This window comes from Acetobacter sp. DsW_54 (genome assembly GCF_002153575.1).
In the GTDB taxonomy this organism is placed as follows: Bacteria; Pseudomonadota; Alphaproteobacteria; order Acetobacterales; family Acetobacteraceae; genus Acetobacter; species Acetobacter fabarum.
Map to the genome: position 1 here is coordinate 46,780 of NZ_JOPD01000002.1, position 21,208 is coordinate 67,987.

At 58.5% G+C, this 21,208-nt stretch carries 23 protein-coding genes; 22 read left to right on the plus strand and 1 reads right to left on the minus strand.

What is annotated here, in order from left to right:
• Positions 1-5 precede the first annotated feature (5 nt).
• From era to gloA, 14 genes are all read left to right on the plus strand, one after another.
• Positions 6-905 carry a GTPase Era gene (gene era, locus HK20_RS00765; RefSeq protein WP_086645372.1) on the plus strand — a complete coding sequence of 300 codons (900 nt, stop codon included), beginning with the start codon at positions 6-8 and terminating at the stop codon, positions 903-905.
• Between the two features lie 120 nt (positions 906-1,025).
• Entirely contained in the window at positions 1,026-1,763 is a 738-nt protein-coding gene (gene pyrH, locus HK20_RS00770) for a UMP kinase (protein WP_086645199.1), read from the plus strand.
• 139 nt (positions 1,764-1,902) lie between these two features.
• Positions 1,903-2,424, plus strand: a complete 522-nt coding sequence (gene frr / locus HK20_RS00775; protein WP_051544026.1) for a ribosome recycling factor — start codon at positions 1,903-1,905, stop codon at positions 2,422-2,424.
• A 62-nt stretch (positions 2,425-2,486) separates the two neighbouring features.
• Positions 2,487-3,227, plus strand: coding sequence for a polyprenyl diphosphate synthase (gene uppS / locus HK20_RS00780; protein WP_086645201.1), 741 nt, complete (start codon positions 2,487-2,489; stop codon positions 3,225-3,227).
• Positions 3,224-4,054, plus strand: coding sequence for a phosphatidate cytidylyltransferase (locus tag HK20_RS00785; protein ID WP_086645202.1), 831 nt, complete (start codon positions 3,224-3,226; stop codon positions 4,052-4,054). The genes uppS and HK20_RS00785 overlap by 4 nt, the downstream gene beginning before the upstream one ends.
• A 68-nt stretch (positions 4,055-4,122) precedes the next feature.
• Positions 4,123-5,280 carry a 1-deoxy-D-xylulose-5-phosphate reductoisomerase gene (gene dxr, locus HK20_RS00790; protein WP_086645203.1) on the plus strand — a complete coding sequence of 386 codons (1,158 nt, stop codon included), beginning with the start codon at positions 4,123-4,125 and terminating at the stop codon, positions 5,278-5,280.
• Between the two features lie 31 nt (positions 5,281-5,311).
• A complete protein-coding gene (rseP, locus tag HK20_RS00795; protein ID WP_086645204.1) occupies positions 5,312-6,424 on the plus strand; it encodes an RIP metalloprotease RseP in 1,113 nt (370 codons plus the stop codon).
• 165 nt (positions 6,425-6,589) lie between these two features.
• The gene (gene bamA / locus HK20_RS00800) at positions 6,590-9,001 is read left to right on the plus strand and encodes an outer membrane protein assembly factor BamA (RefSeq protein ID WP_369822999.1); all 2,412 of its coding nucleotides are present in this window, start codon (positions 6,590-6,592) and stop codon (positions 8,999-9,001) included.
• Positions 9,002-9,005: 4 nt separating this feature from the next.
• Positions 9,006-9,878 (plus strand): OmpH family outer membrane protein, encoded by an 873-nt coding sequence (locus tag HK20_RS00805; RefSeq protein WP_086645206.1) that lies wholly within the window; start codon positions 9,006-9,008, stop codon positions 9,876-9,878.
• A gap of 2 nt (positions 9,879-9,880) precedes the next feature.
• On the plus strand, positions 9,881-10,966 hold the full coding sequence (gene lpxD, locus HK20_RS00810) for a UDP-3-O-(3-hydroxymyristoyl)glucosamine N-acyltransferase (RefSeq protein WP_086645207.1): 1,086 nt from the start codon (positions 9,881-9,883) through the stop codon (positions 10,964-10,966).
• Positions 10,967-11,050: 84 nt separating this feature from the next.
• The gene (fabZ, locus tag HK20_RS00815) at positions 11,051-11,488 is read left to right on the plus strand and encodes a 3-hydroxyacyl-ACP dehydratase FabZ (protein ID WP_264813731.1); all 438 of its coding nucleotides are present in this window, start codon (positions 11,051-11,053) and stop codon (positions 11,486-11,488) included.
• Positions 11,489-11,618: 130 nt separating this feature from the next.
• A complete protein-coding gene (gene lpxA, locus HK20_RS00820; RefSeq protein WP_086645373.1) occupies positions 11,619-12,476 on the plus strand; it encodes an acyl-ACP--UDP-N-acetylglucosamine O-acyltransferase in 858 nt (285 codons plus the stop codon).
• A complete protein-coding gene (locus tag HK20_RS00825) occupies positions 12,473-13,321 on the plus strand; it encodes an LpxI family protein (RefSeq protein ID WP_086645209.1) in 849 nt (282 codons plus the stop codon). The genes lpxA and HK20_RS00825 overlap by 4 nt, the downstream gene beginning before the upstream one ends.
• A 42-nt stretch (positions 13,322-13,363) precedes the next feature.
• Entirely contained in the window at positions 13,364-13,753 is a 390-nt protein-coding gene (gloA, locus tag HK20_RS00830) for a lactoylglutathione lyase (protein ID WP_086645210.1), read from the plus strand.
• A gap of 8 nt (positions 13,754-13,761) precedes the next feature.
• Here gloA and HK20_RS00835 read toward each other — a convergent pair whose 3' ends face one another.
• The gene (locus HK20_RS00835) at positions 13,762-14,211 is read right to left on the minus strand and encodes a hypothetical protein (protein ID WP_233129022.1); all 450 of its coding nucleotides are present in this window, start codon (positions 14,209-14,211) and stop codon (positions 13,762-13,764) included.
• A 101-nt stretch (positions 14,212-14,312) separates the two neighbouring features.
• Here HK20_RS00835 and rpmH point away from each other — a divergent pair, with 101 nt between their 5' ends.
• From rpmH to HK20_RS00875, 8 genes are all read left to right on the plus strand, one after another.
• A complete protein-coding gene (gene rpmH, locus HK20_RS00840) occupies positions 14,313-14,447 on the plus strand; it encodes a 50S ribosomal protein L34 (RefSeq protein WP_081774758.1) in 135 nt (44 codons plus the stop codon).
• Between the two features lie 24 nt (positions 14,448-14,471).
• Positions 14,472-14,852 (plus strand): ribonuclease P protein component, encoded by a 381-nt coding sequence (gene rnpA, locus HK20_RS00845; protein ID WP_086645211.1) that lies wholly within the window; start codon positions 14,472-14,474, stop codon positions 14,850-14,852.
• Positions 14,853-14,978: 126 nt separating this feature from the next.
• Positions 14,979-16,751, plus strand: a complete 1,773-nt coding sequence (gene yidC / locus HK20_RS00850; RefSeq protein WP_086645212.1) for a membrane protein insertase YidC — start codon at positions 14,979-14,981, stop codon at positions 16,749-16,751.
• Complete coding sequence (yihA, locus tag HK20_RS00855; RefSeq protein ID WP_086645213.1) at positions 16,748-17,419, plus strand: ribosome biogenesis GTP-binding protein YihA/YsxC; 672 nt, start codon at positions 16,748-16,750, stop codon at positions 17,417-17,419. Before yidC ends, yihA begins: the two co-directional genes overlap by 4 nt.
• A gap of 39 nt (positions 17,420-17,458) precedes the next feature.
• On the plus strand, positions 17,459-18,376 hold the full coding sequence (gene argB / locus HK20_RS00860; RefSeq protein ID WP_086645214.1) for an acetylglutamate kinase: 918 nt from the start codon (positions 17,459-17,461) through the stop codon (positions 18,374-18,376).
• 134 nt (positions 18,377-18,510) lie between these two features.
• On the plus strand, positions 18,511-19,359 hold the full coding sequence (dapD, locus tag HK20_RS00865; RefSeq protein WP_086645215.1) for a 2,3,4,5-tetrahydropyridine-2,6-dicarboxylate N-succinyltransferase: 849 nt from the start codon (positions 18,511-18,513) through the stop codon (positions 19,357-19,359).
• 31 nt (positions 19,360-19,390) lie between these two features.
• A complete protein-coding gene (dapE, locus tag HK20_RS00870; RefSeq protein WP_086645216.1) occupies positions 19,391-20,566 on the plus strand; it encodes a succinyl-diaminopimelate desuccinylase in 1,176 nt (391 codons plus the stop codon).
• Positions 20,563-21,186: a hypothetical protein gene (locus HK20_RS00875; protein WP_086645217.1), complete on the plus strand. Its 624-nt coding sequence runs from the start codon at positions 20,563-20,565 to the stop codon at positions 21,184-21,186. The genes dapE and HK20_RS00875 overlap by 4 nt, the downstream gene beginning before the upstream one ends.
• The last annotated feature ends 22 nt before the right edge of the window (positions 21,187-21,208 follow it).

The window sequence follows — 21,208 nt, forward strand, 5'->3', positions numbered from 1 at the left end:
CAGGCATGACACAAACAACACGTTGTGGCTTTGCTGCGCTGGTGGGTGCACCAAACGCAGGCAAATCAACACTGCTCAACCGTATGGCGGGCGCCAAGCTCTCCATCGTTTCGCCCAAGGCGCAGACCACGCGCTTTAGGGTGCTGGGTATTCTCATGCGCGGGGCCAGCCAGATTCTGCTGGTGGACACGCCCGGTATCTTCAAGCCGCGCCGTAAGCTTGACCGCGCCATGGTGGCCGCCGCCTGGACTGGCTCGGATGATGCGGACATAACCTTGCTGCTGGTGGATGCCCGCACAGGCCTGACCGAAGCCGTGCAGGACATTATTACCCGTCTGGCGCAGGCTGGGCGCACTACGTGGCTGGTGCTGAACAAAACGGACCTTGTGCCTGCATCTGCCCTGCTGCCCCTTACGGCGGCCATTACCGAAAAACTGCCCGTTGAGCATGTGTTCATGGTCAGTGCGCGCACCGGTGGTGGTGTGGACGACCTGCTGGACAAGCTGGCTGCCAGCCTGCCCGAAGGCCCATACCTGTACCCCGAAGATGACCTGACCGATCTGCCCGACCGCCTGCTTGCAGCCGAGTTGGTGCGTGAGCAGATTTTCATGCAGACGCATGAGGAAGTGCCCTATGGCACCACGGCCGAGACCGAGAGTTTTCAGGAACGGCCCGATGGTTCGGTGCGGATTGAAGTTACAATTTACGTTGGCCGCACCGGGCATAAAGCCATTCTTATTGGGAATGGCGGGCAGAAGATCAAAATGATAGGCGAGCGGGCGCGCAAGCAGCTTGCCGGCCTGCTGGAACGCCCGTGTCACCTGTTTTTGAATGTCAAGGAACGTTCTGGCTGGGATGAAGAGCGGGCCCGCCTGCGTGCCATCGGGCTGGATGACGTGCCATAAAGCACGGCTTGGCGCTTGTGGCCGTGCGCCTTGGAGGATAAGAGAGAGCGATCTTACACGCTGCGCGCCTGCGCGTGGCGGAGGTCTGTTTTTTGTCGGACTTTGCATGATTGAGGGCCTATGACTGCTTCTGTCTCTGAAACGCCAAGGCGTAAACGTGTATTGCTCAAGGTGTCTGGTGAAGCCCTGATGGGTGAGGGCGCCTTTGGGGTAGAACAGAAGACGGTCGAGCGGATTGCCAAGGATGTAGCCGAGGTCGTTCGCAGCGGTACGGAAGTGTGCCTCGTTGTGGGTGGTGGCAACATCTTTCGTGGAGTGGCTGCCGCAGCCAAAGGCATGGACCGCGCGCAGGGTGACTATGCGGGTATGCTGGCAACGGTCATTAACGCGCTGCTGCTCCAGAATGCGCTTGAACGTGAACTGATAACAACGCGGGTTATGTCCGCCATTCACATGTCTTCCGTGGCTGAGCCGTACATCCGGCGCAGGGCGGTCCGGCATATGGAAAAAGGCCGGGTGGTTATTTTTGCCGCCGGTACGGGCAACCCCTTCTTTACCACCGATACGGCAGCGGCCCTGCGTGCGGCGGAAATGGAATGCGATATTCTGCTAAAAGGGACGCAGGTCGATGGCGTGTATTCGGCCGACCCCAAGCACGACCCCAGCGCCACGCGGTATGATGAGCTGACATACATGACTGTGCTCTCCAACCAGTTGAGCGTCATGGATGCAGCGGCCATCAGTCTGGCACGTGAGAATAAACTGCCGATTATTGTCTTTAATATTGGCGAGGAAGGTTCGTTCGGTCGCGTTATGCGCGGCGAAGGTGCGTTTACGCGCATTATTGAAGCAACCTGACACCATGCAAACCGCTGCCCGTTAAGGCAGCACGCGGAATGAACTAGGCGAGGGCAGGACAGCACAGTGCCTTTGCGACAAAACGGGAGAAACCGCCGTGTCTGACTTGAATGACCTGCTTGATGATATCAAGCGCCGTATGGATGGCGCGCTGGAAAGCCTGCGTCGTGATTTTTCGGGCCTGCGCTCCGGCCGGGCCAGCCCGGCTCTGCTCGAACCCGTTCGGGTGGAAGCCTATGGGGGGGAAGTGCCGCTTACGCAGGTTGCCTCCATTGCCGTGCCTGAAGCGCGCATGATTACCGTACAGGTCTGGGACCGTGTTCTGGCCGGGGCCGTGGAACGCGCTATCCGCGATGCCGGGCTGGGCCTTAACCCCGCCGGTGAAGGCCAGACCATCCGGGTGCCTATTCCGCAGTTGACCGAAGAACGCCGTAACGAACTGGCAAAAGCTGCCGCACGTTATGCGGAAGGGGCCAAAATTGCCGTACGTGGCGTGCGCCGCGATGGTATGGACAAGGCCAAGGGTTTTGAAAAGAAGGGCGACATCAGTCAGGATGACGTTAAGACCTGGTCTGACGCCATTCAGAAAACGACTGATCAGTATGTCAAAAAAGTAGATGACATGCTTGCCGAAAAAGAGAAGGAAATCAAGCAGGTCTGAAGACCTGCCTGAACGGGGCCGGTTTATGCCCGCTGAACTGAAACGGTGGATTTTTTCCTGTTATGTCTTCCTTGCCAGCCGACAGAAAAGCGGTCGTTCCTTCGCATGTCGCCATTATCATGGATGGCAACGGGCGCTGGGCGTGTGAGCGGGGGCTGCCGCGCCTAGCGGGGCATCGTGCCGGGGCAGATGCCGTGGCGCGGTGCATCAAGGCGGCTATTCAGCGGGGTGTGCCCTACCTGACCCTTTATGCGTTTTCATCCGAAAACTGGTCACGCGGCCCCAAGGAAGTCTCAGACCTGACCGGCCTTTTGCGCTATTATCTGCGCCACAAGGTCAAGGAATTGCATAGCGAGGGCGTCTGCCTCCGTTTTATTGGTGATCTGAGCCGATTTGATACGAGCCTGCGTGAAGAACTGGCTCGTGCCGAAGCCATGACCCGCAATAACGGGCGGCTGGTGCTGCTGCTGGCCCTGTCCTACGGGGGGCGGGGGGATATTATGCAGGCTGTCCGGCGTGTTGCGCAGGAAGTGCGCGATGGCTGGCTAACCCCCGAACAGATTGATGAAAGCCTGTTTGCCAACCATTTGTGGACCGCTGGCGTGCCTGACCCCGATGTGGTCGTGCGCACGAGCGGGGAATACCGGCTTTCCAACTTTCTGCTCTGGCAGAGCGCATATGCGGAACTTGTTTTTCTGGATGTGTTCTGGCCAGACTTCAATGAAGGGCATTTTGCAACGGTGCTGGATCTTTACGCCCGCCGTGAGCGGCGCTTTGGTGCGCGGCCGGTGGCTTCCGCATGACAACGACCGGACAATCCTCCGCATGGCGGGACCTGCGGCCGCGCGTGCTGTCAGCCATGGTCATGATCGCGGTTGCGGGCGGGTGCATCGGGGTGGGCGGGGTCGCCTATATCCTGATGGTGCTTGTGGCCATGGGCGGCATGGCGTTTGAGGCCGCGGGCCTTCTCAAGTTACCTGCCCAGAGCTGGCAGGGCAGGCTGTATGTGCTGTGGGCGGTTTGTGGTGGGTTTTCTGCCGCAACCGAGCACTGGCGTTATTTTATCATGTTCAGTGTCGGCTCATGCGTATTCGGTGCGGAGTTGTGCGCCATGATGTGCGTGATCATCATGGCGGGTACAGCTCTGCTTTGGCTACGGGTGGAAAGTATCTGGCCTGTTCTGTTTGTTGTCGCCGTTGTGGTGGCGAGTGACACATCGGCCTATATGGCAGGCCGCCTGATTGGCGGACCCAAACTGGCCCCGCGCATTTCCCCCGGTAAAACGCGCTCAGGTGCTCTGGGCGGGTTTGTGGGGGCTGTGCTTATGGGGGGTGGCATAGCGCTTCTCTCTGGTCTGGGAAGCACGCATATGGCGCTGGTCTGGGGAGGCATTCTGGGCGTGTCCGCCCAGCTTGGAGATCTGGCCGAAAGCGCCATGAAGAGGGCACTCGGCGTTAAGGATTCCGGCACGCTGCTGCCCGGCCATGGTGGTCTGCTCGACCGGTTTGATGGTCTGGTGGTGGCCGCACCTGTTGCTGCCGCCGTTTCCGTTACCGTGCCTGATGCACCCTTCTGGAGCGCTGGCCTGCACGATCTTGTTTATAGCCTTGTTTCTGGCATGCCTGGTTAGTCCAGTTTTTGGCTTTTGCCCTGCGTGGTCGGGGCTTGTGTTATTTTTCGGGTTTGGAAAGACAAGACATGAGAACCGTAACCGTTCTGGGAACTACCGGCAGCATTGGCTGCTCTACCGTGGATCTGCTGGAGCAGGCGCGTGACCAGTATCGGGTGCGTGCGCTTGTGGGTGGTAAAAATGCTGCCAAGCTGGCCGAGCAGGCCCGCAGCCTGAAGGCCGAGCTGGCCGTGCTGGCTGATGAAAGCGCTTATGCTGAACTCAAGGCGCTTCTGGCCGGGAGTGGTGTTGAGGTCGCCTGTGGCCGCAAGGCGGTCATAGAGGCAGCGGGGCTGCCAGCGGACTGGACCATGGCAGCCATTACTGGCGCTGCGGGGCTGGAACCTACACTGGCCGCTGTGAAGAACGGCAACAGCATTGCGCTGGCTAACAAGGAAGCACTGGTCTGCGCGGGGGATGTCATGCTCCGTGCGGTGCAGGATGCCGGGGCAACGCTGCTGCCGGTCGATTCCGAGCATAATGCGGTTTTCCAGTCCATGGCGGACCGGCAGGCTGATCAGGTTGAAAAAATAATTCTCACCGCATCTGGCGGTCCTTTCCGCAATGCTTCGGTGGATGTCATGCGTGCGGCCACACCGGCTCAGGCACTCAAACACCCGACATGGAGCATGGGGGCCAAGATCAGCATCGATTCCGCCACCATGTTCAATAAGGGGCTGGAGGTTATTGAAGCGGCACGTATTTTTGGCCTGACCGAAGACAGGATTGATGTGCTGGTGCACCCCCAGTCCGTGGTGCACGGTATGGTGCAGTACACCGATGGCAGCCTGATCGCGCAGATGGGTTCGGCTGACATGCGTATTCCCATCGCCCATACACTGGCATGGCCGCGGCGTATGGCCACGACCTCCAGCCGTCTGGACCTTGCCGCCTTTGGCACGCTAGAGTTTATTGCACCAGATGAAGTGCGTTTTCCCGCACTGCGTCTGGCGCGGCAGGCCCTGCGGGCAGGCAAGGCTGTTCCGGCCATTCTATCTGCGGCAAATGAGATTGCGGTTGAAGCGTTCCTGAAAGAACAGATCGGTTTTCTGGGCATTGCGCGCGTGGTTGAAGATACCATGAACGCACTCGGCGCTCCTCCGGCCGATACGCTCGATGCCGTGCTCCATTGGGATGCAGAGGCCCGGCGCGTTGCAACCCAGCAGATTTCTGCCGTGGTTGCTTGAGAAAACCGCCTTCAGCCCCGATATCGGAGGAATGATGATACACGAATATCTGCGCACCCTGATTTCCTTCGTTTTCGTGCTGGGCGTTCTGGTTACCTTTCACGAGCTGGGGCATTACCTTGCAGCCCGCTGGCGCGGTGTGCATGTGGAGGTCTTTTCGCTCGGCTTTGGTCCCGCCCTGTTCAAATGGCGTGACAAGAGCGGGACAGAATGGCGCATCTGCCCGATTCCCTTGGGCGGTTATGTGCGCCCGCACGGGTTTGATGACCCCGAAGATGCGACCGAAGAACAGAAAGCCGCGTGGATTCCGGGCCGGACTTTCCACGACAAATCCGTATGGTCACGTGCCATTGTTATTCTGGCCGGGCCGGTTTTTAACTTCATTCTGGCGTTTGTGCTGTTTGTGCTGCTGTTTGCAACGGCGGGCCAGCCGCATGTGCGGAACGAGGTTGCATCCGTCCTGCCCGGCAGTGCCGCGCAAAATGCTGCCCTGCAGAAGGGTGACGTTATCCTGCGCATAGGCACGCACGATATTGCGGGGGTTGAGGACGCACAGGCCACAGTGGCCCAGACACCGGGGCAGAAAACAACACTGCTGGTGCAGCGTAATGGCCAGTCGCTGGAAGTTCCCCTGACTATTGGCTCTACGCAGGATTCGCGTGGTGGGCCTGCTCGCGGGCTGCTGGGTGTGGTCTTTGCGGTTGAGCCGGGCAAGGCCCTGCCGCTGCCGCAGGCTGTCTCTGCTGGGGCCAAGGCAACATGGAACACCGTTGTGCAGACGCTCAATGGCGTGTGGCAGATTTTTAGCGGGCAGCATACCGCGCGGGATTTGGGCGGTCCGCTCAAGATTGCGCAGCTCTCCGGGCAGGTCGCTCAATACGGGTTTGCCAGCCTGCTTTCCTTCATGGCGCTGCTGTCTGTTAATCTGGGTCTGATCAATCTCTTTCCCGTTCCGCTTCTTGATGGTGGACGTCTGGTTTTTTATGCCATAGAGGCAATAAGAGGGCGCCCGGTTTCCAAGCGGGTGCAAGAGGTTAGTTTCCAGACCGGGTTTGCATTGCTGGCAGGTCTGTTCTTGTTTTCGACGTTCAATGATCTGTCCAGCTTCGGGTTGTTCAGGTGGGTTGCAACGCTCGCAGGGTGATAGTGAACTGGGCGTGAAGGGAAGGCTTGCGTGACAAGGGTAATTTCGGATACGTCCCTTGCGGGCGAGACAAGAACGGGAGATAGGCTTCCGTGCTGAACCGACCCGGATGGAGGGAGGCAGATCTTGGCGGGTAAACGTTCGGCCCTGTTCGTTTCTGTCTGCATGTTGCCTTTTTTCCTGCTCGAGGGACGGGGGGCTATGGCCGCCCAGACCCAGGACACACAGGCACCAGCAGCTGTTGTTGCATCGCCCGAGGGTGATGCCGAAAGTCCTCCAGCACCTCTGCCGGATGCTCAGCCAGCACCCGTGGGGGTGATTGATGAGATCCGCGTCTCAGGCAATACCCGCATCGAGACCAACACGGTCCTGTCCTACATGGTTGTCCGCCCGGGTGATCCGTTTACGCAGGATGACCTCGATCGTTCCCTGAAGACCCTGTATGCGACCGGCCTGTTCAAGGACGTAACCTTGCGGCGTGAGGGGAATACCCTCCTCGTCAGGCTCAAGGAAAACCCGATCGTCAACCGGATCGTGTTCGAGGGCAATCATGCCGCCAAGGATGAGGACCTGCGCAAGGTGCTCTCCCTGCGTCCGCGTGCGGTTTTCTCGGCAGAAACAACGGCGGATGACCGGCAGCGTATTCTGGAAGTCTATGCCCAGAAGTCCCGCTTTGCAGCGGTGGTGACACCCCAGATCGTGCGCCTTGCGCATAATCGTGTGGATGTGATCTTCCAGATCAATGAAGGCCCGAACACCAAAATCCGCAAAATCGCGTTTGTTGGAAACAAGGCTTACAACGAGGCCGAACTGGCTGGCGCGATTTCCTCCAAGGAAACGGCCTGGTACCATTTTCTGGGTTCGTCTGACGAATATAACCCCGAACGTGTGAAGTACGATGGCGAGCTCCTGCGCCGGTTCTACCTGCACAACGGGTATGTTGATTTCCAGATCAAGGATATCAAGGGCGAACTTTCGCCTGACCGCAAATCTTTCTACATCACCATCACAATGGACGAAGGCATCCGTTACCGTCTGGGCAAGGTGGATATCCGCTCCAGCCTGCGGCACGTGCCGGCCAAGTCGCTGCGTAAGTATGTCGAGCTGTTCCCACACCAGTGGTACGATGGCAAGGCCGTGCAGGATAACGCGACCGACATGGAAGAACTGCTCCAGTCGGAAGGGCATCCTTTTGCCGTGGTGCGTCCGGTTATTGCCCGCAACCCCGAAAAGCATATTGTCAATCTGCTGTTTGACGTAAGTGAAGGCCCGCGCCGGTATATTGAGCGGATCGATATTAACGGCAACACCATTACGCAGGATAACGTTATCCGCCGGCAGCTTCCGTTTGCCGAGGGTGACCCCTACACAAGCAGCTACAAGAAATACGCCAAGGAAGGGGTCCAGGATCTGGGCTACTTCAAATCGGTGGACGTAAAGGACGCTCCGGGTTCCTCCCCCGACCGTGCCAACGTGTCCGTTAACGTTGTGGAAAAACCAACGGGCGAGTTCTCGCTTGGTGGTGGTTACTCCACCGATGTGGGTATTATTGGTAACGTCGGGCTCAAGCAGCACAACCTGCTGGGTACAGGGGTGGATGCCGGGTTCTCGGGCACTGTTTCGTACTACCAGAAGCAGGCTGACCTTTCTGTTACGGACCCGGTCTTTCTCGGGCGCAATCTGGTTGTCGGTGCGGATATCTTCTTCATCGAAAACAACTACCAGACGTATCAGAACTACTCGGAAGGGCGGTACGGTATTACCCTGCGTATGGGGTATTCGTATAACCGCTACCTTTCGCAGTCGTGGAACTACAGCCTGATCCGCCGTTGGGTGGGGGATATGTGGAGTGAATCTTCTCCCTATGTTCAGGAGCAGAAGGGCAAGTCGCTTCTTTCCCAGCTGAGCACCACGGTTATGTATGACCGGCGTGATAACCGCATGCAGCCGCATAGTGGGTATTTTGTCTCTGTTGGGGGTGACTTTGCCGGTATTGGCGGGGACGAAAACTACGTTCGCGGCAAGATTAACGGTGGTTACTACATCCCGCTTGATGACCTGACCAACAGCCACAACTGGACAATCATCTTCCGTGGCGGCACCGGGTACCTTGCGGACTGGGGTAGCAACGGCCGCCACGATATTATCGATAACTTCTATCTGGGTGGTAACAACCTGCGCGGCTTCCTTGATGGTGGTGCCGGCCCACGAAGCGTGGGTAACGCAGCCCATCACTCCGAAGATCTGATCGGTGGGCGGTTCATGTACAACGCGACGGCGCAGGTGAACTTCCCGATCCCCTTCCTGACAGAAATGGGTGTGGGTGGCCGTGCCTTTGTGGATATGGGGTCCGTGGCAGGTTTGCGCGTGAAGCACCTTTACACCAACCGCGCTACCGCCGGGGCGAACTACACGGCAGTATCGGGTGATATGGTGAGCCCGCGTATCAGTGCGGGTGCAGGTTTTTCATGGAAAAGCCCGTTTGGCCTGCTGAATATTGACCTTGGTGTGCCGGTCAGACGCAGTTATAATGACCGTACACAGCTCCTTCGCTTCGGCTTCGGCCAGCAATTCTGAGGTAATGATGCGTTTCAGTTCAAAAGCTGCCCTTCTGGGGGCTGTTTGCCTTTCTTTTTCCGCAGCCCTCATGCCCGCTGCTCAGGCAGAAGGTGGGAATGGCTGGTTCGTTCCCAAAACCCAGCCTGCTGCACAGGCTCCGCATCCTGCTGCTCGTAATGCCGCTCCTGCACCCGTAGCACTGCCCGCTCCTGCAGCTGATAGTCAGGAAGCAGCAGATCAGGCTCCTCCGGTTCTGCCTTTGCCGCCCATTCCCAGCGCACCTGAAGTTGCCAAGGAAGCGCCCCCGCCCACCACCATTATTGGTGTGATCAGCGTATCTGGCGTTATGCGTCAGACCTCTGCTGCCATGCAGGTGGAGCGTGTTCTGGGTGCCCGCCGCGATGCGCTGGCGCAGGATCTCCAGCGTGAACAGGCTGGCTGGCGTGACGAGCAGCAGACGCTGCAGGCTCAGGCCAAGTCCCTGACATCTGACCAGATCCAGACCCGTGAACGCAGCCTTCAGGCCAAGGTCATGAAGGCACAGCGCGACTTCCGTAACCGCAACCGGATTATTCAGGAAGCGGCTCAGGTTTCTCTGGGGCAGATCGAACGTGAACTGGTGCAGGTTATTCAGAAGGTTGCTGCCGCACATGGCATGAACCTTGTGCTGCATAGCGAGCAGGTTGCCCTGCATGTGGATGGCCAGGACATTACGAACGAAGTGGCAGCAAACCTGAACAAGGTTCTGCCCAGCGTTTTCATTCCTGAAGCCAACGTAGACCCCGAAGAGCTGGCAAAATCCGGCAAGATGCCCACAACGGCTGATGGGGACCCGCAGATGGCAGCATCCGGCCCAGCTCCGGTGGCACCTGCGGCTCCTGCCGGGAAAAAATAAGCATGGTGGATTGCAGGGCGTCTTCCGGCCCGGCTGATCCGCGTTTTTTTACGCGTGTCGGACCATTTGATGCATCGGTACTGGCAGAAACAGCCGATGCCGAGCTGCGGCCTCCCCGGCAGGGGAGTTTTCCGCAGGATGGTTATACCGGCATAGCGCCTTTGCAGGTGGCCCGCGCGCGTGATGTGAGTTTTCTGGATAACCGCCGCTATGCCCCCCTGCTGGAGCATACGCAGGCTGGTCTGGTTATTGTTGCCCCTGCTTTTGCAGATAAGGTGCCAGAACATTCCGCAGCCCTTGTGACCACCACGCCGTATCTAGCGTGGTCGCGCATTGCGCGGCTGTTCCACCCGCGCCAGATTGGCAAGGGTGGTGTTCACCCTTCTGCAGTGGTAGATCCTTCTGCTGTTGTGGACCCTACGGCAGAGGTGGGGCCTTTTGTGGTTGTCGGGCCTGATGTGCAGGTTGGGGCCGGCTGCATTATTGGCTCTCATTCCGTTTTGGACCACGGCGTGCAGCTTGGTGCGGACTGCCGTATTGGCTCCATGGTTACGCTGTCTCATGCTCTGGTGGGGGACCGTGTTACCATTCTGCCCGGTGCGCGCATTGGGCAGGAAGGTTTTGGGTTTGCGGTCGGGCCTGAGGGGTTTGAGAGCGTTCCCCAGCTTGGTCGTGTTATCATCGAGCATGATGTGGAGATTGGTGCCAACAGCACCATTGACCGCGGCTCGGTTAATGACACGGTTATTGGTGCGGGGTCCCGGCTCGATAATCTGGTCCAGATCGGGCATAATGCCCAGCTTGGGCGCTGCTGTATTGTGGTATCCCAGGCGGGTATTTCTGGTTCCACAGTACTCGAGGACTATGTAACGGTTGCTGCTCAGGCTGGCCTTATTGGCCATATCCGTATTGGTGCCAAAGCGCGCATTGGTGCGCAGTGTGGTGTTATGTCGGATGTTGAGAGCGGTGCAGATGTCATAGGTAGCCCTGCCATGCCGTTCCGGGAGTTTTTCCGGAACGTGGCGGTGCTGCGCAAGTTGGCAAAAAAAGCGTCTGGGTCGGCCAAGGGCGATTCAGACAAGGTATGAACTTATCCCGGATTGCGGTCCGGTACAGAGGGTGGTTTAGGGGACGTGGAGACACAACAAGAATCCCAGCAGGACGGCAAGACAATCGCACGGATTGATGTCAACCGTATCATGCAGGCGATTCCTCACAGGTATCCTTTCCTTCTGATCGACAGGATGGAAGATATTGTCCTGGGGGAAGAAGCGACCGGTATCAAGAATGTCTCGGTTAACGAACCGTTTTTTCCGGGGCATTTTCCCGGACGGCCCGTTATGCCTGGCGTCCTTATTGTGGAAGCCATGGCCCAGACCGCGGCAACGCTTGTTGTTCTGTCGCTCGGGGAAGCCTTTGAGGGCAAGCTCGTCTATTTCATGACGATCGAAGGGGCAAAGTTCCGCCGTCCGGTAGAACCGGGTGACCAGCTGCGTATTCATGTGGTCAAGGAACGGCACCGCTCCAATGTATGGAAGTTCCGTGGGGAAGCACGCGTTGATGGTGTTGTGGTTGCAGAAGCAACCTTTAGCGCCATGATCATGGGCTGATTTTTTACGCTTGGTGTGCCGGTTGGCTCAAGATATGCTCCAGTTCTGTTCGCTTTTACCGGCCGACATTCTGGGGCAGGGCCCAGTGACTCTGTGTCGCAAGTCAGGCGGAATATAAGGAACTGAAGTGGTGCACGCTGTAGAGGAAGCCAGGCAGACGCTTGTTCATCCAACGGCTCTGGTTGCCCCGGGGGCAAAGCTTGGGCAAGGCGTGGTTATTGGTCCGTGGTGCTCTGTTGGGCCAAATGCAGTTCTTGATGACGGGGTGGAGCTGATCTCCCACGTTGTTGTGGATGGGCATACCCATCTGGGTGCGCATTCGCGCTACTTTCCGTTCTGCACGGTGGGTATGGCGCCGCAGGATCTCAAATACAAAGGCGAACCAACCCGGTGCGAGGTCGGTGCCCGTACGGTTGTGCGTGAGCATGTGACCATTCACCGGGGAACGGCTACAGGGGCTGGGGTCACGCGTGTTGGTCAGGATGTGCTCATCATGGCCAATGCGCATGTCGCCCATGACTGTGTGTTGGGTGACCGTGTGATCATTGTCAACAACGTGGTCATGGGTGGCCATGTGACAATTGGCAACGATGCTCGCGTTATGGGGTCTGCCGCCATCCACCAGTTTGTCAGGATCGGGCACGCTGCTCTTGTGGGCGGGGTGGCTGGTGTTGAGGCCGATGTTATTCCTTATGGGAGCGTGCTGGGTAACCGTGCTCGGTTGATTGGCCTGCACTGGATATGGCTGCGCCGCAACGGCGTGCAATCGGCCGAAATCCAGCTGATGCGCAAAGCCTTTTTTACCTTGTACCCCAAGGTCTGTGGCGATGTGTCTTTTCAGGCGCGGCTGGCACATGTGCGTGAGACTTTTGCGGGCAATGCCCGGATTAAGGAAATTCTGGACTTTATAGATGCTCCCAGCCACCGCGGGCTCGTGCGCCCCGCACGCGGTGGAGCTGCTGATCAGGCGGAAACCGAAGGCGCGTGAGTGTCGCGCCAACAGCGGTTGGCATTCTGGCAGGAGGAGGCCCTCTGCCAGCCAGAGTGGCAGAGGCAGCACATGCCGCAGGCCGACCTGTTTTTATTATTGGATTTGAAGGGTTTGCCGACCCTGCCATACTAGCCCCCTGGCCGCATGAATGTGTGCGTCTGGGGGCCGCGGGCCGCATGTTAAGCCTGTTACGTGCCCATGCCTGCTCCGATCTGGTGCTCATCGGCCCTATCCGCCGTCCTTCCCTGCGTAGCCTTTACCCCGATGCCGAAGGGGCCCGTATTCTGGCGCGCCTTGGCAAAGCCCTGTTTGCGGGGGATGACGGCCTGCTGGCAGCTTTAGTGCGTATTCTGGGGGAAGAAGGTTTTCAGGTGCGTGGCGCACATGAATTTTTATCCCACTCCGTGGCTGAGGCCGGTGTGCTGGGTCCGTTACGGCCAGATGAGCAGGCTCTGGCGGATATAAAGCACGGCGTCATCGTTACTCAGGCGCTAGGTCGGCTGGATATAGGGCAGGGCTGTGTGGTGCAGAACGGCGTTGTGCTGGCCGTAGAGGCTATGGAAGGCACGGATGCCATGCTGGCGCGCTCGGGGGCATGCCGCCAGCCCGGGGATGGCGGTGTGCTGGTCAAGCTGCTCAAGCCGGGGCAGGAAAAAAGAGCCGATATGCCCACCATAGGGCCGACAACGCTGCGAAACGCGCATGCCGCAGGTTTGCGTGGAATTGCGTTTGAGGCGGGGAACACCCTGTTAACAGACCGCGCCGCCTGTGTGGCAGAGGCCGAAAAACTGGGTTTGTTCCTGATCGCCATAGACCCGGCAGAAATACAGTCCGTAGAATAACAGCGTAAATGAGTTCTTTGTTGAGCTGAGGAGAGAAACGCTATGTCCAGTTTTTTGCATACTATGGTGCGTGTTCGTAATCTGGAGCAGAGCCTGGCATTCTATGCGCTGCTTGGTATGCGCGAGCTGCGCCGCCGTGATGTGCCGGAAGGCAAATACACCCTTGTTTTTATTGGCTTTGCAGATAACGCTGCTGGGCAGGCGGAAATTGAGCTGACCTATAACTGGGGTCAGGATGATGGGTACGAGGTTGGCATTGGGTTCGGGCATTTTGCCATAGGCGTGGCCGACGTTGCCGCTGTTGTGGAGCGTGTTCGCGTAGGCGGTGGCAAAGTTGTGCGGCCTGCCGGGCCAGTCAAGTTTGGAACCAGCATTATTGCGTTTGTGGAAGACCCGGACGGCTACAAGGTGGAACTGATCGAACGCCCGTAAGGCAGGGCTTAATCCGTTTTGCGTTGTTTGAGGCGGGCAGTCAGCCGGTCTAGCGAATCATTAATGGTTTCGGCCGCTTTTTTTGTGGCTGGGTCGGGGCTGAGCGCTAGTTGGTCCGCAATCAGCATAACGGGTGAAATAATACCACGTATGTCATGGCGCAGCTTGGGGTCGTTTTCCCCCGCTGGTGCCGTAGGGGGTGGTGGGGTGTCTGCCTGCGGTGCGGGGGCTGCTTTGGGCTGACGCACCGCTATCCATGCCGCACAGGCCCCTGCAAGCCCCACAAACGCTGGGGTGAGTATATACGGTGCCCCCATACCCACAGGCAACAGGCAGGCTAGTACAGGCAGGCCAATAACGGCCAGAATGGTCCAGAAGCGGCTGGGGGAGAGGGGCATGCGGCGTTCCATCATGCGGGTGATCGTGCGGGAATGGGCATGCGACTCTGCGCTGCACATTGACGTTCTTCTATCTGAACTTTATAAGCCGCGACTTCAAGAGAGAGTGGCTCGTACTGCGGCCACTGGCGAAGCATATTCAAACTGAAGGGAGTGCAGCCATGAAGCGCACTTATCAACCGTCCCGGCTGGTCCGCAAGCGTCGTCACGGGTTCCGCACCCGTTCGGCTACCGTTGGCGGCCGTCGTATTCTGGCAAACCGTCGTTCCAAGGGCCGCAAGCGTCTTTCCGCGTAAGCGTTGTCCGGCAGTCCGGTTTTGATGGACTGGTCTGAAGGTCAGGAGCAGCCAGCAGCAGGGGCGCAAGCGTCCATGCGGCTAAAAAAGAGAAAAGAATTTCTCTTTATGGCGGCCAAGGGGCGAAAAGCCCCGGTGTCTGGTCTTGTCCTTCAGCTTTTCAGGCGGCCCGATTCGGACCCTGCGCGTGTTGGCTTCACGGTGACCAAAAAAGTCGGGAATGCCGTGGTGCGTAACCGGGTGCGCCGCAGGCTGCGTGAGGTTGTGCGCAGAGTGGAAGCCGATACACCGCTAAATGGGCTTGATCTGGTGCTGATAGGGCGGGGTGCTACGCGCGACCGCTCTTTTGACGCACTGGTGGCCGATTTTCGGAAAGCGTTGAAGCTCTGTATGCGGGAGTCGTGAATGCCCCGTCTTGCATTCCTGTCAATCCTGCGCTGGAACACGGTTGTGCCGTTCAAGACCGCCCTTTGGGGTGGGTGTTGAGTTTTCCATTTTTGTTATGTGCAGGGGGCCTGTAGGCCAGAGCTCATGGATTCAAAACGTCTCATACTGGCAACGCTGTTGTCAGCTCTGGTTCTTATCGGGTTTGATTACTTCTTTCCTCAGGCTCCGGCACATCAGCCTGCTCCGCAGGTAACACAGACTGTAGCCAGCCAGACGGCTCCAGCCTCGGCAGCAGTCGCTGGCGCGGGTCAGGCAGCAACTGCACAGGCTGCTACTGCGGCAGTCACGGATGTGCCCGATGGGCCGGATACCCGCATTGCCATTAATGCCCCGTCCGTTCAGGGGAGCATCAACCTGCGTGGTGCCCGGCTGGATGATCTGGTGCTCAAGCAGTACCGCGAAACCGTAAAGCCCAACAGCCCGGACGTACGCGTTCTCAGCCCTGTGGATACCAAGCGGGCTGATTATGTGGATTTCGGCTGGCGCGCGGCATCGTCCGATGTACCGGTTGCTCTGCCGAATGCTCACACATTGTGGAAAGCCTCCGGCACGCTGCTTGATGGCGAACACCCGCTGACCCTGAGCTGGGACAACGGTGCAGGGCTGACGTTTGAAGTCGCTCTTGGGGTGGACAAGGACTATATGTTCACGGTCACCCAACGCGTGCACAATGCAACGGGGCAGAGCATTGCCCTGTACCCCTACTACCGTGTGAACCGTGGTTACACCCCGGAAGAAACCGGCGGTATGCTGGTGCATGAAGGCCCGATTTCGGTCATTGATGGCCGCCTGAACGAAGGGTCCTACAAGTCCGTCCGTAATGATGGTGTGCCGCCTGAAAACGTGGCTTGGAGCCATCAGGGTACAGGCGGCTGGGCCGGGATTACCGACAAATACTGGCTTATGGCCATTGTGCCCGATCAGGCTGCCAGCGTGGTGGGGACGTATGCGTGGCAGGCTGCGCATACGCAGTATCAGGTCGGGTTTACGGCAACGGCTCCCATGCAGGTGGGGGCGGGGCAGACCATCTCCACTCAGGCGCATGTGTTTGCCGGTGCCAAGGAAGTGAGGCTGCTTGAGCAGTACGAACACGACCTGCATATTCCCATGTTCTGGAAGGCCGTGGACTTCGGGTGGCTTTCCTTCCTGACCCGTCCTGTGTTTTTTGTGCTGGACTGGCTGAACAGCCATCTGGGCAGCTTTGGTCTGGCACTGCTGACCTTTACGGTTATCGTGAAGGTGGCTTTCCTGCCGCTGACCATCAAGCAGATGCGCATGACCTGGAAGACCTCGCGCCTGAAGCCGCAGGTGGACCTGATCCGGGCACGCCACAAGGATGATCCGGTGGTGATGCAGCAGCAGATCATGATGCTGTACCGCAAGGAAAATGTCAGTCTGTTCGGCGGCTTTCTGCCCCTGTTCATTCAGGCTCCCGTGTTCTGGTGCCTTTACAAGGACCTGTATGTCACGATTGAAATGCGGCATGCGCCCTTTATTGGCTGGGTGAAGGACCTTTCTGCTCAGGACCCGACCAATATCTTCAATCTGTTCGGTCTGATCCCCTTTGATCCGGCACAGATTCTGCCCATCCTCACGCTTGGGGCGTGGCCCATCATTTACGGTGCGACCATGTTTGTCATGCAGAAGGTCAGTGCCAGCTCCACCAGCATGGACCCCGCGCAGCAGAAGGTAATGATGTTCATTCCGCTGCTGTTCACCTTCTTCATGGCGCGGCAGCCGGTGGGTCTGGTCATTTACTACTGCTGGAGCAACGTGCTGACCGCCATACAGCAGATTATCATCATGGGTCGGCTTAAGGCGGCGGACGCCAAGCCCCAACTGGTTGCCAAGAAATGACGTATCAAGAGCCTTCTTTCCGCGAACTGAAGGACGAAGCAGACATCGCCGCCGCTCTGGAAGAAGGGCGGCGGCTTTTTGCCGGTTCATGCGATTTTGTGTTTGGTGCCCAGAAGCTGGGCCAACTGCCACCGCAGACACTGCCAGAAATCGCATTTGCCGGGCGCTCCAATGTGGGTAAGTCCAGCCTGATCAATGCCCTCACTGGGCGTAAGACGCTGGCCCGTGCCTCCTCCGAGCCGGGGCGGACCAAGCAGCTCAACTTCTTTGATCTCGCACAGCGTCTGATGCTGGTGGACATGCCCGGCTACGGTTATGCCCGCGCTGCCAAATCCGTAAAGGAAGACTGGCAGGAGATGATGTTCGATTACCTGCGTGGTCGCCCCAGCCTGCGCAGGGTCGTACTGCTGCTGGATGCACGTGTGGAAATGAAAACGCATGATCAGGAAGTTATGAAGCTTCTGGACCGTGCCGCTGTCAGCTTTCAGGTTGTGCTGACCAAGTGTGATGATGTTAAGCCCACCGCACTGGCCCGCAAACAGGCTGATGTAGAGGCTGAAATTGCACGCCATGCAGCCGCTTTTCCGCATCTTTCTCTTACCAGCAGCCAGACCGGGCTGGGTATTGAGGCATTGCGGGCGGAACTGGCAGAGTTTGCCCTGGCGTGATCAGGGATTATGGACAGACGACGGCAGGATTTTCACAGCATGACTGAACCGAGACTTCCTTCTACCGGCGACAAGCATGATGCTTTGCATGAAGCTGCCGTGCTGGCCAATGCCCTGCCGTACCTGCGGCGCTACGCGGGGGATACCATTGTGGTCAAGTACGGTGGCCACGCAATGGGGGATGTAGGGCTGGCCAAAACCTTTGGGCGGGATATTGCCCTGCTCAAGCAGGTGGGCATTAACCCGGTTGTGGTGCATGGGGGTGGTCCGCAGATCAACCAGATGCTCAAACGGCTGGATATTCCCTCCCACTTCATTGACGGGCTGCGGGTTACAGACGCCAATGTGGTGGATGTGATCGAGATGGTTCTGGCCGGTTCGGTCAACAAGCAGGTGGCCGAACTGATCTGCGAGGCTGGGGCCCTTGCCGTCGGGATTTCGGGCAAAGATGGTAAAATGATCACCGCCCGCAAGATGCGGCGCACCGTGCGGGATATGGACAGCCAGATCGAGCGTGTGCTTGATCTGGGTTTTGTGGGGGAGCCAGTCAAGGTTGACCCGCGTGTGATCTACGCCCTCTCCGGTTCGGGGCTTATCCCGGTTATTGCGCCGGTAGGCCTTGGTGAAGATGGCGAGACCTATAACATCAATGCCGACACCGCAGCCGGTGCAGTGGCAGGGGCCGTGCATGCGACCCGCCTGCTGATGCTGACTGATGTTCCCGGCGTGCTGGACAAGCAGGGTAACCTTATTCCCGAACTGACCGCCGCACAGGCGCGGCAGGCCATTGAGGAAGGGGTGATTACCGGCGGCATGATCCCCAAGGTGGAAACCTGTATCGAGGCTGTGCAGGGTGGCGCACGCGGGGCTGTTATTATTGATGGCCGCATGCCCCATGCCTGCCTGCTTGAACTGTTTACGGCTTCCGGCTCGGGCACACTTATCCGCGCGGAATAAGGCCGCGCGGGCAGGGGTAACAGAACAAGACCTGCGTTGACAGGACAGGCCCCTGTCCGCATGGTCTTTTCCTCTTTTGTTGCCGGGCGGGCCTGTCGCCCGGGTTTATTTTTCATGTTTCTGATTGGTGTGCCATGACAGACGAAACCCTCCGCGCTCACATTGAAACCCTGTGGGAAGAGCGCGATCGCATTTCTTCCGCAACCGTGGGCAAAGACCGTGACGCCATTGAAACAGCGCTTGAAGCGCTGGATTCTGGTCGCCTGCGCGTGGCTGCCCCGCAGGAAGATGGTTGGGTTGTGCATGAATGGCTGAAAAAAGCCGTGCTGCTCTCCTTCCGCCTGAATGACAGCATTGTTCAGCCCGGTGGTGCAGCAGGTGCTCCGGCTTACGATAAGGTGCCCCTCAAGTTTGCTGGCTGGGATCAGGCCCGTTTTGACAAGGCCGGGTTCCGCGTAGTGCCGGGTGCAGTTGTGCGCCGCTCTGCCTTTATTGCCCCTGGGGCCGTGCTGATGCCGAGCTTTGTCAACGTTGGTGCTCGCGTGGATAGCGGGACCATGGTGGACACGTGGGCAACTGTTGGCAGCTGTGCGCAGATTGGCAAGAACTGCCATATCAGCGGTGGCGCAGGCATTGGTGGCGTGCTGGAGCCATTGCAGGCTGCCCCGGTTATTATCGAGGACAACTGCTTTATCGGTGCCCGCTCCGAAGTGGCTGAAGGCGTTATTGTTGAACGGGGTTCCGTCCTGTCCATGGGTGTGTTCCTTGGGGCCTCCACCAAGATTGTGGACCGCGCAACGGGCGAAATCTACATGGGTCGTGTACCGGCCTATTCTGTTGTGGTGCCGGGCACCATGCCGTCTTCCAACCCGGTTGGCCCGGATGGTCGCCCTAACCCGGCACTGGCCTGTGCGGTTATTGTCAAGCGTGTTGATGAGCGTACCCGCTCCAAAACCTCCATCAACGAACTGCTGCGCGACTAAGCACACCAGACGTAAAGGACGAGACTGACGTATGACAAAGGCCACATCCGGCTCCCTTCCCGCTGATCTGGCGTTGACAGACCCGCTGGGTGTGGCCCGTTTGCTCATCCGTCAACCGTCTGTTTCTCCTGACCCCGGTGAATCCCAGCACCTGCTGGGGGCCATGCTGGAGCGCCTTGGTTTTACCGTAACCCACCTGCCTTTTGGTGAAGGGGCGGAGCGTACCCCCAACCTGTTTGCCCGTCTGGGCGAAGGTGCACCCCATATCTGTTACGCAGGCCATACGGATGTGGTCCCCGCCGGGAACGAAGCAGACTGGACGCACCCTCCCTTTGCCGCAGATGTTGTGGATGGTGTGCTCTACGGCCGCGGTGCGTGCGACATGAAAGGCGGCATTGCCGCCTGTGTGGCTGCCATTGCCCGCCGGGTACAGAGCGGGGTTGGCAAAGGCTCCATCAGCCTGCTGATTACAGGGGATGAGGAAGGCCCAGCCACCTACGGCACCCAGAAGGTGCTGGAATGGATGGCCGTACAGGGCCAGATTCCCGATTACTGCTTGGTGGGGGAGCCCACAAACCCCCAGACATTGGGTGAGATGGTCAAGGTCGGCCGCCGTGGCAGCCTGAATGCCCGTATTGTGGTCGAGGGCACGCAGGGGCATGTGGCCTACCCGCACCGGGCGGACAATCCCGTGCATCGCCTGCTTGCAGTGCTGGCGGTCCTGCGCGCTGCACCGCTGGACCATGGTTCGGAGTATTTTGAGCCTTCAAGCCTGCAGGTCACCAGTCTGGATGTGGGGAATACGGCCACCAACCTTATTCCTGCACGGGCGGAAGCACGGCTGAACATCCGGTTCAATGACCTGCACACCGGTGCTGCCCTGGCTGGGTGGATCAAAACCGTATGCGCCCAGCATGCACCGCGCGCACAAGTAGAGATCAGTATTAGCGGCGAATCCTTTTTTGCTCCCCCGGGGGCGGAAATGGCCGTGCTGCAAGAGGCCATTACAAGCGTGACCGGGCTTTCTCCCAAACTGGACACAGGCGGAGGCACGTCAGATGCGCGCTTTATTGCCCGTTATTGCCCGGTTGCGGAGTTTGGTCTGGTCGGGGCCAGTATCCACAAGGTGGATGAACATGCCGCTGTTGCTGACATGGAAAAACTGACCCGGATTTATGAAGCCTTTTTAAAAGGGGTAGGGGTGTGATCCCAGATACAGGCAAGCTGGGCGCGGCTAGGCGCATAGTGCAGGGCATGTTGCAGTTGGCCGCTGGCAAGCGGGAAGGGCTGGCCTGTTTTGAAGGCACACCAGACGCCTTTGGTGCAGCCCTTGCACCACAGATGGCCTGCATACTGGTAGGGGGGATTCAGATATTCCTGCTGCCTGATAAGGTCATGTCCGCGACCAAACTGCTCCTTTCCTTTTGTGTGCTGTTGCTCCCTGCGGTTATTTCCCAATTTTATGCCCAGCGCTGGGGGCGTGGCGCACTCTGGCTGCGCTACATAACGGCTGCAACATGGTGTGGTTGGGTTGTGGTGCTGATCTCGCTGGCTTGCGCGGTTATTGCGGCGGTTATCACGCCGGATATCGCGCGCCAGCAGGTTTTTATCGGGGCGCTGGCATTGTGTGCCGCAGCGTACGAACTCTGGCTGCAATGGTTTGTGGCCAAGGTGGGGCTGGGTATTTCCGGTGGCCGGGCTGCGTTGTTGTATGTGTCCATTCTGGTGGCATCAGCCACGCTTTATGGGCTGGCCGCGCTGCTGCCCCCGCATTACATGGTTATTCACGACCTGCTCCAGCCCATGGTGAACGTTAAGGCAAAATAAGGGGGATCCCCTTTTTGCTTTA